Origin of the sequence: Flavobacterium sp. CSZ, from assembly GCF_015350725.1 — a bacterium.
In the GTDB taxonomy this organism is placed as follows: Bacteria; Bacteroidota; Bacteroidia; order Flavobacteriales; family Flavobacteriaceae; genus Flavobacterium.
The window spans coordinates 138512-153782 of the sequence record NZ_JADKPQ010000016.1 but is presented as its reverse complement, the minus strand read 5'-3'; the positions used below and the strand labels follow the sequence as shown (position 1 = coordinate 153782).

The following is a 15271-nucleotide window of genomic DNA, read 5'->3' as shown; positions in this document are numbered from 1 at the left end:
ATTTCTCTGAAGCTTATTTATTAAAAATCCAATCTTGTAAATTGAAGTTCTTTTTTTGGAATTTGGTCCCGAAGCTTCGGGATATTTTTTGAGATTTTAGAAAAATTTATTCCTCTAATGCCTCTTCAAATTCCATGTGGTCGATTTTTTCAACTTCGACAGGTCTGGAAGCTTTTAGCTTGTTGAATCTTTCTAATTGTTCGGTTTCGCCTTCTTCACCGCTGAAATAAGGGAAAACATCCATAATTGGAGACTCAGAAACCGCCGGGATAGAATATTCTCCCATTGTGCTTTGCATGACATGAAGTGTATTGTCGTAAGCTTCTCTTACATCATTTGCCTGCACTAACAAATACATATTCGATTTTCTTTCTTTACCGCTTTCTTCGTCATAAGCCATTAAAGAAACTTTCGATTTAAACCAACGATCTGCATTTTCAAAAGGATGAATTTCGGCATAATTGGCCACTTTTATATTTGTGATTTTAAATTCTTCACTAATATAAGCCGCCATCTCTTCATTGATTCTTTTTTCGGCTTCGGTATAGGATAAAGCATCAACCAAATAAGGTTCGGTTAAAACTTTTTGTCCTCCGGTTTCGTCAGTCTTTCTATATTTTACTTTGCATTCGTACCAAGTTGCGCTCATCTCTATTAATTTTTAAGGATGCCAAAGATAGATTTTACAGGAAAATAAAGGCTGAATTCCTGAAATAGATATTCACAATTTTGGTTGCGTTTTGGTAATGTTTTGAATATCTTCTAATTATGGTTGTTAAAATAAGGTTAAACCAAAACTCCAGCCCACCCAGCCTGTTATTGCGTTGCCATTGTCTTTTATCACATTATAGCGCTTGGTTCGATTTTGCACAAAAGTAGAATTATTGACATCCGGACTATTTTTATCTCTTCTTTCAGAGCAATAAAGATTAAAAGAAGGTCCGGCAGATAGTGCTACACCTTTGAAAATGCGAAAGGTAAAGGGAGAATCGAATTTATAGACAAAATTATATCGGTCCCAATTTCCTAAATAAAGATATTGAATGCTGATTTCGGGATTATAAGTAAGGCGATTTGCTAATGGGATATTTTTTCCTAATCCAAATCCAAAAGAAGTTAGTTTTTCTTCGTCACTTCGTTCGCTTTTTCCAGCCATCAAAATAGTGTAGAGTTTATTATCTCCTGTTTTTATGGCTAAATTTATATCCGAAATTTCATTACGTGTCACACTAAATTTTTGGTAACCATCTTTTTTAAAGTTTAATAATCCAAAACTATAACCTGATGGCGAGCCCGTGATGTTCACTAACCCAATTTGAACTCCGTCTAATTCTTTGGCATAATTTGATGCGGCGATTTGCATACCGCGAACTTTTTTATGTCCTGCATTATAAATACCTGAAATTTGCAATCCGTTTTGAGTACCATTTACATTATTATAAATAGCAGCTATCTGTATTCCTTTAGCATCCAGCTGAACATGGTTATAAATACCGGACATTTGCAAACCTATCTGCGAACCTTTTACGCTGTTATGGATTCCGCTCATTTGCAAACCGTTAAGATCTCCAAATACATTGTTATAGATTCCGGCTAACTGAACTCCTTTTACAGATCCTCCCACGGTGTTGAATAGACCGGCCATTTGAAGTGCGTGAACATTCATACGGTTGATATTATAGAGTCCGGCCATTTCCAGACCGCGAACCCCGCCGGTATATCCTCCTAATAAGTTTATAGAAAAACTGCTGTTAATTTGCGAATTCATCATACCGCGCGTACTCAGGCTCGGGATTAAAGAAGCTTGTACTGGAACTTCGGATATAAGACCTCCAAGGTTCAGGGATTGTATTTTTTGTCTGGATGAAATAAAAAAACGGCCAATTCCCGATCTTTCCACTGCAGAGAAATCGCCGTCGAGGTAATCTTCATTTGATTTTCGGGCGCCCATCTGGATCTTAATTTCCGACAGGAAAATGGTTGTTATGGTTTTATAGTTTTCCTTTACAACAGTGAGTTCTATGCTTTGTGGTATGTTTTTTAGTTTTAGTTCAAAAAAACCTTCCTTATCGGTAAGTGTAGACTGTAAAGCATTCCGTTCGTAAACACTTGCATTTTCTATACGTTTGTTGGTTTGTACATCTATGATGTAGCCATTTACAACCTGATAGTCGCCCACAACGCTGTTTTTTTCTAATACAAGTGCCAGTTCTAAAGGGGCATAACGCAGAATAATAAACCCCTTTGATTCTTTATATTCATATCGGTTTTTTAATAATTGATCGAGCACTTCTTTTATGGTAGACTCATCAGCATGAATGCTTACCAGACTATCTTTTGCAACCAGTTTACTATAATAAGCAAATCTAAAATTTCCTTTTTGCTCCATTACACCTAAAATACTGCCCAATGGTTTTTTATCTGCCTGAACAGACAGTGGCGTATCCAGCATAGATTGGGCATGAGCACCGGAAAAAATGCCTGAAAGAAGTAGAAATAAAACTGATATTAAAGTAATTTTTGAATTCATGAACATATAAAAATAGAATTACTCCAATATAATTTGATTGCCTTTACGTTCAATTTCGATCATAAAGGTCTCTTGAATTACTTCTAATATCTGATCTAATGACTGGTCTTTAAAAACGGTTGTGATTGGTTTTTTCTGCAAAGCGGTTTTCTTTATAATGATATTGGCGTCGTATATTTCGTTGAGCGCATCAACTAATTCCTGTAGGGGAGTCTGCTCGCAAATAAGTTCTTTATTGCGATAATAATTATACAGTTTTCCTTTGCTGACACTTTTTAATAATTGCGATTGCAGATCGGTAATGATTACTTTTTCGCCATGTCTTAATTCTACCTGATCTTTGTTTTTACTTACTTTTACAATTCCGGTTTCGACATCTACGGTTGTTTTTCCGTATTTGTTTTTCACATTAAACGAAGTTCCTACCACTTGTACCGTAACATCATTGATGGTAATGATAAACGGCTTTGTTTTATCTGGAGAAACATAAAAAAAAGCTTCGCCTTTTAAGGTGACAGGACGTGTATTGCCCTTAAACCTACTGGTATAAGATAATGATGAATTTTTGTTTAAAGTAACTCTTGTGCCATCGGGCAACGTATCATTTAGAGTAGTGTTTGCTGCATGTATCTGAATTAATGTGTTAGCTGATTTATTTTCGAAATAAGAATAACCAAGCCATCCTAAAGTACTAATAAGTGCAATAGAGGCCGCAATGCGTAACCACTGGAAAGAAGTTTTTTTCAGGTTATGCACAGGAACATGTTTTTCGTGCATACGGTTTTGCAGTCGTTTCCAGGCAGCATTTTCATCTAGGTGTGTATTTTGGGCAGCAATCAAAAGGCTGTCTTCCCATATTTTCTTAAAACCTTTATAGTAGTCTAGGTTTTTTTTATCGGCTTTAAGCCAATATTCTACTATTGCACTTTCGTCTGTATTAGTTTGGCCAACCAGATATTTCACTAGTAAATCATCGTTCATATTCATATTGTTTTGGCTCATCATCTTCTAATTAAATGTAATAAGGACAGGAAAAAAGGAAGATATTCTACCAGTTTAGATCGTAACACTTTCAGGGCTTTTCCCATTTGATTTTCGACTGTTTTGACAGAAATATTCAATTGATCGGCAATTTGCTGGTATTTGAGCTGCTCGAAACGACTCATCTGGAAAATGGTTCGGCATTGCTGGGGCAGCTCATTAATTGCTTTGTAAATATCATTTTCGAGTTCAGATGCAATCATTTGGTTGGATGCATCTTGATTTGAAGATTCCATATTAGCTGAATACTGAAGTTGAAAGGAATTTTTTATTTTAAGGTGTTTAAGGTGATTTAAACTTTCATTATGAACCGCTCTGTAGAGGTACGCTTTTAATGAATCATCAATTTGTAATTGATCTCTTTTTTCCCAAATCTTAAAAAATACATTTTGTACAATCTCTTCGGCAATGACATCATCTTTCATAAAAGTGTAGGCAAAAGCATGAAGGTTTCTAAAATACATTTTAAAAACCTTTTCGAAAGCAGCTTCATTTCCGTTTTTTATAAAACGGATTTGGTCGATATTGCTATACTCCACTAGTACGTTTTGATATTCAATCAAAGATAGATACTTTTTATATTTAATAACTCATTGGGTTAATTACTTCGTTTGTTCTCTTTGCTTGACGCGTAAAAAATTAAACACATAGAAACATAGATTTTTTTGTGCTGAAAAGGAAACAAAAAGAAATACATTTCTTTCACATAGATCTCTATGTGTGTTTTAAATAAGTGAAACGCCTTTTTAGGTAAACAAAAGCTATGTTTCTATGTGTTTAAAAATATTTGCATTTGGAGGATTATTTAATGTTACTTTTTTGATTAATTACAGGATGGATTAGGCTGGTAATGCACCCTGTTATGACTGGCCAATAAAGCAATAAAAGCATCAATGGTAGTATTCATATCAATATCAGTATTTAAACTGAATTCATAACTATGAACAATACAGCTATGATCGGAGAGATAGGTAAAAGACAATCCTTTATCTGTCTCTGCAGTAATTATTTCGTTGTTGATGGTTTTTACACAATTATCTTTTTGGCTAAAGTATTTGAAAAGCTGTTGTTGAAATTGTTGGTGTTTTTTTTGACTTCTTGACATGATACAGGCAATTGGGGTGGAGTAATTTCTTTTTTGAATTTCTTTTTGGCAATAGCATCCGGACTGGCAAAAATGTAATACATCTTTTTTTGAAAGCCACTTGCTTTTCTCACATCGGTAATAATGTCCTGAAACTCGTGAATGTTGAGGTATAAGGGATTGAGTTTGCTTTTAAGCGCGCTGGTAATGCCGTAGCGCGGTTTTTCTTCTTCGTACTGAAAGGAATTAAATAAGTGATCCCAAATCATAAAAGTGGCTCCAAAGTTTTTGTCGAGATATTTTTCCTGGCTTCCGTGATGCACACGATGATTAGATGGGGTTCCAAAATGTTTTTCGATAAAGGGATGCAGCTTTCCAATGGCTTCTGTATGTACCCAAAACTGATACAATACACTTAGCTGATTGGCAATAAAAAATACTGCAGGATGAAACCCGGCAAAAATCAGCGGAATAAAGAATACAATTTTGGCATACTGAAACCAGCTTTGCCTAAAGCTTACGGTAAGATTATAATGATCAGCCGAATGATGCACAACATGAGTCGCCCAGAAAAAACGGCAATAATGAGAAATGCGGTGTGTCCAGTAAGAACTAAAATCATAGAGTATGAAACATGGAATGAGACTCCACCAGTTAAATTCCATTCGATAGGGCAGTATATTATAAATGCCAACTACAGCATAGAGCAAACCGGTTTTCATTAATAAATTCACCGTTAGATTACCCAGGCCAATTAGTACAGATCCTACAGTTTCTTTTTTGTCATATTCTTTTTTTTCTAAGAAATAAAAAACAACAAATTCAAGTACAGTAAAAAATAATACAACGGGCAGTGCATAGAGAATTAAATTGGGCGCACTTTTTTCTATTTCGTGAATCCTTCCCATTGCAATGGGCTCTGCACCAAAGAAGGTTAGTTTTGTACATATGTAGTTGATGATTTTGATCATGATGATTGTTTTTTAGATTGATTTATGCGATTTGAATGTTGATTGTAAATAAGGAATGGTGCAATTCGACTTTTTGGCACACGCCATTCAGGAAATGATAATCGTTATAATTTCCATCAGGCAATACAATACGATAGGAGTGATTGTTTGTTTTTTTGATGACCAAAAATTGCTGAAAACTATCAGAGTAAACCTCGCTTTCGCCCACAGGTTCTTTGCTGTAGAGTAACATCAGATTATAGTCGATGTATTGTTGTTTGATTTGTCCCTTTTTATTTTCAGCTAAGGTTTTATAGCTAGAATCTACAAGTTGAGTTGTTTTATTGGCTTTCTCTTTTCCGTTTACCTGGCGCTTCACGTACGATGAGATTAGTTTTCCGTTTTTAAAATGTGAGCCTTCTTCTGTTTTGATATCAATACCAAAAATTAACCGGGTTTTTACCTTTGATGAAATTTTCAAAAAAACATCATCGTTATTGGTCTTTTGATAAAACTGCATTTGCCCAATGATAGTGCCATTGCGCAGTACATTGTAGTTTATTGTTTTTTCTTGTGCCTGAAAAGTCATTGCAATCAGAAAAAAGAGTGCAGCAAATTTTGCTTTGCCGGAGATCATTAGAAAGCTGGAGTTTCCTGATACAGTAGTTTCGGTTTTTTGTAATAACCAAAATAGTAATGCGGCAGTGATCATTATTGTTATCATACGGCAATTTGAGATTAAGAGTTACTTCAGTGTGCTCTTGTTATTGTAGTAATACAACTGAATCTCATTTTACCCCTACGTCCTTTTTTTATTTTTTTGAATTTTTTTTGAATGGTTTTTTGAAATTCTTAAACAGGAAAATTTCTTTAGAAAACGCAGGTGTTTTGTGAAGGAAATAATTTTTACTTTTATGAAGTTCTTATTGGTAGTTTACAGCTGTCTTTGGGTAAGTTGCAGTGTAAATGATTAGACAGGTTGTTATCTTCCGGAAGGCAAAATCCTAATGATTAAAATCAAAAATAAAATACCCTATTATTGCATAAGATAATTTTTATAAAGTAGATAACTTAGTTTTTTATTCAACCAATATTTAAATATCCTTTTCTAATTAAAAAGCATTACTATTTTGAAAAAAATACTTTTAGTACCCTTAGTTGTTTTAATAAATATTCTTTTTACCAATCTTGCATTAGCGCAAAACCAGATAAAATATAAAGCCTTTAGTCAAAATGATTTTGATAAAAATGCAGTACTTAAAGAGACTTATAATCTATGGAATAATAATAGGACAAATTGGTTTTCAGAGTCAAAAGATAGTGCAAAAACATCCTTTTTTGTAGATACCAGAAAGTATAAAGGAATTGTGAATTACGGAGTAACCTTTAAAAGTAAGACTTTTAGAGGTTTTCAATTTTTAGAACATTTATCGATGTGTTTTTTAAAAATAGAGATAACGAAGTGTAATTTCAACCCGAAAGACAGTATTGCAGAAATAGAAGGTTTTGTTAGCGGAAATAATGATTGGGGTTCGAATGTATTTATGAGAACTAAAAAAATAAAGGATTATGTTGAGGTATTTCTGGGAGAAAAAAGAGATACGATAAGAGTTTGTTATTTGGGAAACACTGTAAATAAAGATAGTGTAGGGGTAAAATTGCGCAATAAAGAGGCAGATGAATTTACCGTTCTGGATCAATTTACAGCTTTTTATTTTAAAAATTATCAGTACTACAAAACAAATTTAGCAGAAAAACAACCTTTTAAAATTAAAGGAAAAGTTAGCAAGAATACACTTCTTGCATTTGGTTCAGGCGCGTCTTATGCTGAAGTTTTCGATTTGGGATCTATGATTTATGACCCAAACAAAAATAGAGGAAAAAAAATAATACAAAGAGAAAATTATGACTGTAAACCTCTAATTACGGCCAATAAGCTGGTAGCAGATATTGAAAAGGAGAAAAGTCAAAAACAAGAAATCAATTACTATACTTATACAAAAAGTGCTGAAAATTATATTCTAACCAGGCAGTTTGGCAAAGCAAAAGAAGAGTATAATTTGCTTGCTAAAAAATATCCCACATTGTTCGCAAGAGATATTCATAACGCTATTCGCTGTGCTATTTTATCAAGAGATTTTAAAACTGCTTTCTGGTGGGGCGAAAAACTGGCGCTAAAGGGAGTGAAATTACCGTATTTTAATGCTAAAATTTTTAACGGAATTAGAAAAAATCCGGAATGGAAAAACTTTAGTACCAAATACGATTCGATCTGTAAAAATGCGCAGAGTAAGTGGAATGTAAACTTAAAGAATGAATTAACAAATTTGCTCAACGAAGACCAGGCCGATTATGGATTGGAAAATCGAAAGAGCCCAAAAACATTATACGAAACCACCGAAAGAGTAACGGGTAAACTGATCGATTTAATAAAAAAAGAAGGATATCCATCAGAAGAAAGAATAGGCAGTCTTGTAATAAAGGATACTGTTTTGATCTCTTTTCCGGATTTTAATGTTTTAATTATTCACGCTTTGCAACAAAAGCCAGATAACCTTCCTGCTTTAAACGAACTTCTCGATAAAAACAGTAATGCTCTGGAATATGATGCCAAAAGGCAAGTTAATATAATGGGAGGGGGATCTTGCTTTTGTATTTATAAAGGTAATTTGTATAGTTTGAAATCTTGCGGTAGAAATGAATTAGAGCTGAAGAAAATAATTTTTAAGTTTAATAATCCTAAGGGATTTATTATGGAAAACGGAAATTTCGTAGTCGAAGCACATGACTCTAAGAATCCAAAAGAGGTAGATGATTATTATAAACAGAGATACAATTTAATTATGAAACTTACTGATGATTGGGAATTTTATGAGAAATAAAAACAGATTTTTTATAGTAATATTACAATCAGTTTTAGAGTTTAATTCTTGTATGATTGCCAAATAGTTATGAAAAGAGTTTTATTGATTATGCTTGTGTTGCTTACAAGTTCTTGCCGTTTAACGCAGCATTACACAAAGTATATTGACAAAAATCAGTATGGCAGATTGCATTTGAAAAAAATGAAGTTTGAAAAAACTTTTACCAAAGAAATGTCTAATAAGATAGAAGCAGATGCGATATATTTTAATTTTTATGAAGATGAAACTATAAATTTAAAAGGATATAACTATATAAGATTTTTTAATTCAGGTCAGTTTGCGCTTTTTGGTAGTAAGACCGAGAATATTGATGTCAATAACCTAGAAAAGGCACGTTGTGTTGGGTACTATAATATTAAAAACGGTTTGCTTTTATTTGAAATTCCCAATACTTCATTTAGTAAAGCAGGAAAACGAGTAATTAGAAAATTTGTAATTGAAGGTAATAGCTTAAAGGAGAAAAGAAAGCGAAATGAAGGGGAAACAATATTTACCAAAATTACAGTAAAAGACATAAGGCCGGTACTTCCTGATTGGTAAAATAGCATTTAGTTTTATGATTGTCTTTCTATCTTAAAATAAGCCAGTTCTTCTTGATCTCGAATTAAATTATTTAATCGTTCGAATCCTGATTTTTGCAACACATTTTGCGATCCGGTGTTGTCGATGTCAGTTATAGCTACAACTTCTTTGGTATTTGTATGGGCAAAACTATATTGAGTTAGAGCCTTGCATACTTCTGTGGCAATACCTTTTCCCCAATATGCCTTGCTAAGTACATATCCAATTTCTATTTGGTTAGTATTGTGTACAAAAATGCGTGCAACACACATTCCTATAAAATTCCTATTTGTAGTATCGAATATCGCCCAACGACTAAGATTTTTCTTTTCGTAATTTTCAAGTAATTCATTAAACATTTCCAAATATCTTTCGGGTGAGGTGACAGGAAGGTATTGAGTAACCTGATTGTCTTTAAAAAGATCCAAAAAAGTTTGTTTTTCCTGAGGTAAAAATTCTCGAATAGTTATTCTCGGGCTTTGATAAAGAGTAGACATAGATGGTAGATAATATTTGGTAAATAATTCAGAGCTTTTTGCTAAAATAGTAGCAGAGTTTTGTCTCGTAATTACAGCCAAATTTACAGAAAATAAATCAGTAGAATAATTTTCTGCTCTTCAAAATTCCATGATTTTGTGTAAAAAGAAAATATTTGATTTCTTCTATTTTTGTATTTAATGAAAGATGATAAAAGCAAAAAAGCTTCAGATTTCTCTGAAGCTTTTTTAGTAGCCCGTAGCGGAATCGAACCGCTCTTACATGGATGAAAACCATGCGTCCTAACCGATAGACGAACGGGCCTACTTTGCTATTGCGGGTGCAAAAATACAATCAATTTTAAAATACACAATACTTTTTTCGAAAAATTTTTTTTGGTCACTCCGGAAATAGCGCAGTTAGAAAAGATGAATCTCAGACAGAATTGAGTTAACTAAAATGTATTTGTTTGATTAATAAATGGTTGTTTTTATATGTGAAGATGTTTTTTTCTTCTTTTTGCTAAAAGAAAAATTTTCAATAAAATTTAAAATTATATTGATATTATTTGTTTTGAAGGAATTTACTTATGTTTTTTCATTGCGTTTTTTAGAATACTCATAAAGACTGGCGCGAGCCTCCCGCCATGAGTTTTCGAAACTTGTTGCTCTGAAAGAGCCTTAGCAATAGCATGGTGCGAAGCACTATGAATGAAAAACGATTATAATTTTAAGCCCTGTAAGGGTGCAAGCCTAATTTCAAAAAGTACGTTTAACATATTTTGTATGATATTCGCGTAGAAAACACTTTTTTCTTTGAATCTTTTTTCTCAATTTTCTTTTGCCCTTTCAGGGCAATTTCCACTTTTGATTTAATTCGTAGTGCCTTGCACTACGCTACTGCTTTTAGGGCTTTGAGCCCATTTTAAATTATGGCGCCCCGCTCGTGAACGCAAAGTCATTACAAAGTAGTTCAAAACAAAAAAAGCTCCAGTTCTCTGAAGCTTTTGTCTTAGTAGCGGAAAGCATTCAAATATTTAACCTCATTATCTTGGATTACTACAATATTTGAGCATGCTCATCTTAATTTTTTCTCTGTTTTTTGTTTGTATAGCTACTCGTAATAGATGTCAACAAGCATCAATCAAATTAAAAGTCCTTTTGATAATTTGCAGTGAAAAAAAGATATTTTTTTTTGCTAATATTTTCTTAATAAAAAACTAGTAAGTCTAATATTCTATAATTTAGCTATCGTTAGAAAATTAAGATCTTTGTAAACAAATTCCAAAACCAAATGAAAAAAATCCTCATTTTATTGTTTATTACCTTTATTAATAATTCTTTTTCTCAAAACGGAAAAGTGTATTTAAAAGACTCCAAATTTAATATTGGAAAGGAAAATACTTATATTTATGAACCTCCCACAGGGATCGAAATTCCCGACCAATCAAAAGCCAGAATAATCTACGCAGCTAATAACGAAGATGGTATTGAATTTAAAAAATTAGTCAAAAAGAATAAATTTTACGAGTTTGTAATAAAAGTACCGGATTCTTCCAGAACGATTTTGTTAACGATCAATAATGATCAAAAAGTAATCGATGACAATAGTGAGAAAGGATATTCTGTACTTTTAAGAACTCAAAACAAGACTGAATTAAGTAAAACGTTGGCCAATGAAATTTCTATGAGAAATTTTGGCTTTTTTGGTTTAAAACTAAAAACTGATAATAAACCTGAAATCATGGTGGCTGACTATGAGGCTTTGTTTGCAAAATATCCAAATTTAAAAAATGATAAATCTTTTTATCAGTATCTTGTTCAAAAAGAACAAATAAATAAAGATAAAACCAAACCGGAATTTTTAGCTTTCGCCCAAAAATGCATCAAGAAAAATACTGAAGAATATTTAATATTGGCTTCAAATATTTACGAGAGAACCGAAATGGTAAAAGAAAAAGAAATACTGGATCAGAAAATTTTAAAAAAATATCCTGGTGGCAAATTCGAAGAGACGAAATTTCTTCAGAAATTCTTCTCTAATCCAAATAAAACCGAAGCTTCTGTTTTAGCAAGCATGAATACTGTAAAAACAAAGTATCATGATACTTCTGAAAATACATTGTTTACTTTCAAATATTTTTTAATGAATATTTACCTTCAGAACAGAGATCTTGAAAAAATAATTAATTTAGAAAATACCTTAAAAAATAAAGTCGCAATTACATCGAGTTACAATCAAACTGCATGGGAATTGTCTGGCCAGGATTTAACAACACCGGCAAAGGATATTGAATTTGCCGAAAAAATTTCAAAAAGATCTCTGGACATTCTTGACGAAAATCAAAAAATAGCTGGTAATCCTGACTATAAAGGGATGTATAATATGTTTGCAGATACTTATGCATTGATCTTATACAAACAAGGTGATTATGACGGAGCTTTTAAATATCAAGAAATTGTTAGAGGATTCAATGGTTTTGATTCCGGTGGAAAAGAACGTTATTTAGCCTATATGCAAAAGGTAAAAAGTAGAGATGAGGTCAATAAATATATTGAAAACGAAATCAACAACGACCAACTTGTTCCTGCTGCATTTTTATCTACATTAAAAACGAATTATACCGCGCAAAATATTCCGCTGGATCAATATGAAAAACTAAAGCAAAAAGCCGAATTACTTACCAAAACCAAAATGGAAGAACAGGTTATTGCAAGATTTGGAAGTGCAACAGCTTCTAATTTCTCGCTTAAAAATCTCGAAGGAAAACAAGTCAATCTTTCTGATTACAAAGGAAAAGTAGTAATTCTTGATTTTTGGGCAACCTGGTGCGGACCATGCAAAGCTTCTTTTCCTAAAATGCAGGAATTAGTGAGTAAATACAAAGGTAGAGATGTAGAGTTTTTGTTTGTAAATACTTTTGAAAAAGGAAAAGAAGAAGACACTTTCAAAAAAGTCAATACTTATATCTCAGATAAAAAATACAGTTTCAACGTTATATTCGATTATAAAACTGATGTAGCTTCTAACTATAAAATTGAGGCTATCCCAACAAAAATACTCATAGATAAAAACGGAAAAATTATTACCGGTGATGCTTCAGATTCAACTCTTATCGATTTAATTGACCAGCAATTGAATTAAAATTTAAACCGCTTCCCGAAAATTTTTTATGAAAAGCTATACAAATGTGATCTGACTCCGCACCCGTAATCTGATTCATGGCAACAAAGTAAATATAAAATCCAATATTAAATAAGGCTATTAAGTTAAATACAAATATCCATAGACAAAATGAATCAACAAAAATTTCTAAAATGAACATTCTCATATTTTGGACAGTAATAAGTTCTTTACTATCGGCTTCCGAAAGTAATTTGCCTATTGGAAAATGGAATTTAGAAAAATCTCTTTGTGATGAAAGCCAATATCTTGGTAATGAAATTGAATTAGAGTTTAATGAAAATGGAAAAGGTTTGATTTGCTATGATAAAAAAGACAAAGTTTATTTTGAATGGAAAATGAATTTGGATACTTTAAAATTTAAATTTACTCCTGAAAATAGAAACAAAGGTTTCGTTTTGGGTGCAGAAAAATTTATATGCTTAAATGGACCGTTTAAAAATCAAATGAGTTTAAAATATGTTGACTCTAAATGTAGATGGATTTTGAACGCAGAAAAATAGCAACTACCGCCAACAGCAGTTACACGAAATTTGGGTAATTAGCTTAATTTAAAGTTGGTTTTGTACTTGTGAAATTAGTCTTTAACCGAAAAATAAATCTTAATTTATTCCCAAACCCTGTGTAGCTGCCAAACGTTATGTGATACCAAACCAAAAAACGATTAAATAAAATATAAGATATATGAGTTTTTTCAAAAATTTATTCGGTGGAAGAAATAAGGAAGTTGAATTGCCGACAAGAGAATTTACCGAAGAGGAATATAATAACGATTACGAATTAAAAGAACAAGGGTTAGAAAGTGTATTAGGTAAAATGCATGGAATTGTTGGACACGCAATAATTCCATTTTCAGTTGGAGGTGCAGTTGATATGTATTATTTTAAAAATCATATTAAGGGAACTGGATTTGCAACAATGGAATTATTAAATCCTGACGGATCTGGACCAAGACCGAACAGAATTGGGACTTATGAATTGGTTGGTTTTACAAAATTAAATTATAACGAAAGTGAAGAAAACCAAACTGAATTTAATACAATCGAAAGACGCTTTTGTGGAATATTTATGACTATTGGAAACTATGCTTCTCAAGCAATTTTAAATCCGAATGAAACAATTGAAGTTCCAAATGGAACTGACGAAAATAATTGCTTGATTTTAGATAATTATAGACCTGACAACAAAGAATTTAAAATCGGAGAAAGAAGTCATCATTTATTGTTATGCTTAGAAGTTTTTAGAAGCGAAATGGAATTTGCTAGAAAAAATGGAAGTGGCAAATTAATAAATTTGCTAAAAGAAAAAGGATTTTATCCATATAGCGATTTAGATAGAAAACCCGTTATCTAAATTGGCATCACATAACAGCCACTACAACGGATTTGGGCATTTGGCTTAATGGAAAGAATGGTTTGTATTTGGAAGATTTGGCAAATCCTAATAATGAGCTTAATTTAGTCCCAAACTGCTTGTAGCGCGAGAACGTCAGGCTGTGAAAAAGCCTCTTTTTTTTCTCAAAATCCTCAAATGTTACAATTCTGCAATTCAAATAAAGCCTTCTGAGGAGGCTCTTTTTTTAGGTTGCAAATTTCATTGGATAAAAATCGCGCGTTGTATTTAGCTTTAAATAACCCATTTTTAGCAAAAGCAAGACTTTTGCCTTGTAGGGTGAGTTCCATTTTTGGAGTTTGGCAATAAGTTCGGGAACGCCCAGTATATTGATACTGCGTTTGATGTTATATACCAGCATAATCAGGCTGTGTTCTCCATTTACTTTTTCCAATCCCGTTAAGTTGGTGTGATTAAAGCCCCATTGTCGTTTGATTGTGCCAAAAATATGCTCGTTGATTTCCTGTCGCTTGCGATAGAGTTGTGGGTTTTCTACATAGCGTTTATTATTTTCTTCTACTGCATCAGCATATTGACTGCGGTCTATATCTCGTCCAGCCGCCCTGCTGGTACATAAATGCTTTACGGGACATTCCCTGCATTTGGATGTTCGGTATCTCTTGAATTCATAACTATCGCTATCGGTTTTCTTATGCCAGTGACCTGTAGTTTTAAGCGTTTCTCCCTGTGGGCAAGTGTAGGTGTCGGTGGTTTGGTCGTATTTGAACTTTGATATCAAATAACCCTCAGCTATCTTTTCTTTATTTTTTTCCTGTTCGGGCTGTGCTACAATTGTAGTGATGTTCGCTTTTTTGCAGATTTCTATTTGTTTGCCATTATGATAGCCTTTATCTACCAAAGCAGTATATGTTTCTATGCCTAAATTCTCTTGTACTTCAATAGCAATAGCAGATAAAGCACTGCGGTCGTTCTTGTTGATGGTATGGGTGGCTACCACTAGATTGTGCTTGGCATCGACTGCCGCTTGCATATTAAATGAAATTTCAACCACTTGTCCTTGTACCAATAAGGCTCTGGCATCGCTATCAGTAGTGCTTATTTGAGGTTCGCCGCTTGCTTTTAATTTTTCTTCTAGCAAATCATAGCGAAGCTTGTTTTGTTTTAAGCG

The 15271-nt window shown here is 32.9% G+C and carries 14 protein-coding genes and 1 tRNA gene; 5 read left to right on the top strand and 10 right to left on the bottom strand.

All coding sequences use genetic code 11. From position 1 onward, the window contains the following. Positions 1 to 106: 106 nt before the first annotated feature. The 7 genes from IRZ78_RS18385 to IRZ78_RS18355 form a co-directional block, all read right to left on the bottom strand. On the bottom strand, positions 107 to 649 hold the full coding sequence (locus tag IRZ78_RS18385; protein WP_121322930.1) for a DUF4494 domain-containing protein: 543 nt from the start codon (positions 647 to 649) through the stop codon (positions 107 to 109). 126 nt (positions 650 to 775) lie between these two features. Continuing rightward, entirely contained in the window at positions 776 to 2530 is a 1755-nt protein-coding gene (locus tag IRZ78_RS18380; protein WP_194617906.1) for an STN and carboxypeptidase regulatory-like domain-containing protein, read from the bottom strand. Positions 2531 to 2548: 18 nt separating this feature from the next. Further along, on the bottom strand, positions 2549 to 3511 hold the full coding sequence (locus tag IRZ78_RS18375; RefSeq protein WP_194617905.1) for a FecR domain-containing protein: 963 nt from the start codon (positions 3509 to 3511) through the stop codon (positions 2549 to 2551). A gap of 20 nt (positions 3512 to 3531) precedes the next feature. Continuing rightward, on the bottom strand, positions 3532 to 4134 hold the full coding sequence (locus IRZ78_RS18370; RefSeq protein ID WP_228520524.1) for an RNA polymerase sigma-70 factor: 603 nt from the start codon (positions 4132 to 4134) through the stop codon (positions 3532 to 3534). Between the two features lie 260 nt (positions 4135 to 4394). After that, entirely contained in the window at positions 4395 to 4676 is a 282-nt protein-coding gene (locus tag IRZ78_RS18365) for a hypothetical protein (RefSeq protein WP_194617904.1), read from the bottom strand. Next, the gene (locus IRZ78_RS18360) at positions 4598 to 5626 is read right to left on the bottom strand and encodes a sterol desaturase family protein (protein WP_194617903.1); all 1029 of its coding nucleotides are present in this window, start codon (positions 5624 to 5626) and stop codon (positions 4598 to 4600) included. Before IRZ78_RS18360 ends, IRZ78_RS18365 begins: the two co-directional genes overlap by 79 nt. 22 nt (positions 5627 to 5648) lie before the next feature. Next, on the bottom strand, positions 5649 to 6329 hold the full coding sequence (locus IRZ78_RS18355; RefSeq protein ID WP_194617902.1) for a DUF6134 family protein: 681 nt from the start codon (positions 6327 to 6329) through the stop codon (positions 5649 to 5651). A 406-nt stretch (positions 6330 to 6735) separates the two neighbouring features. Between IRZ78_RS18355 and IRZ78_RS18350 the strand changes: the two genes are divergently transcribed. After that, the gene (locus IRZ78_RS18350) at positions 6736 to 8487 is read left to right on the top strand and encodes a hypothetical protein (RefSeq protein WP_194617901.1); all 1752 of its coding nucleotides are present in this window, start codon (positions 6736 to 6738) and stop codon (positions 8485 to 8487) included. A 69-nt stretch (positions 8488 to 8556) separates the two neighbouring features. Further along, positions 8557 to 9069, top strand: coding sequence for a hypothetical protein (locus IRZ78_RS18345; protein ID WP_194617900.1), 513 nt, complete (start codon positions 8557 to 8559; stop codon positions 9067 to 9069). Between the two features lie 14 nt (positions 9070 to 9083). Here IRZ78_RS18345 and IRZ78_RS18340 read toward each other — a convergent pair whose 3' ends face one another. Next, complete coding sequence (locus IRZ78_RS18340; protein ID WP_228520523.1) at positions 9084 to 9668, bottom strand: GNAT family N-acetyltransferase; 585 nt, start codon at positions 9666 to 9668, stop codon at positions 9084 to 9086. A 151-nt stretch (positions 9669 to 9819) separates the two neighbouring features. Then, a tRNA-Glu gene (locus IRZ78_RS18335) sits at positions 9820 to 9891 on the bottom strand. A gap of 969 nt (positions 9892 to 10860) precedes the next feature. On the opposite strand from IRZ78_RS18335, the gene IRZ78_RS18330 reads away from it, so the two are divergent. From IRZ78_RS18330 to IRZ78_RS18320, 3 genes are all read left to right on the top strand, one after another. Continuing rightward, complete coding sequence (locus tag IRZ78_RS18330; RefSeq protein ID WP_194617899.1) at positions 10861 to 12711, top strand: TlpA disulfide reductase family protein; 1851 nt, start codon at positions 10861 to 10863, stop codon at positions 12709 to 12711. Positions 12712 to 12884: 173 nt separating this feature from the next. Then, complete coding sequence (locus IRZ78_RS18325) at positions 12885 to 13253, top strand: hypothetical protein (RefSeq protein WP_194617898.1); 369 nt, start codon at positions 12885 to 12887, stop codon at positions 13251 to 13253. Between the two features lie 181 nt (positions 13254 to 13434). Continuing rightward, positions 13435 to 14103, top strand: coding sequence for a suppressor of fused domain protein (locus IRZ78_RS18320; protein ID WP_194617897.1), 669 nt, complete (start codon positions 13435 to 13437; stop codon positions 14101 to 14103). A 226-nt stretch (positions 14104 to 14329) separates the two neighbouring features. Here the strand turns inward: IRZ78_RS18320 and IRZ78_RS26235 are convergent, their stop codons facing one another. Continuing rightward, the gene (locus IRZ78_RS26235) at positions 14330 to 15241 is read right to left on the bottom strand and encodes a transposase (protein WP_228520522.1); all 912 of its coding nucleotides are present in this window, start codon (positions 15239 to 15241) and stop codon (positions 14330 to 14332) included. Between the last annotated feature and the right edge of the window lie 30 nt (positions 15242 to 15271).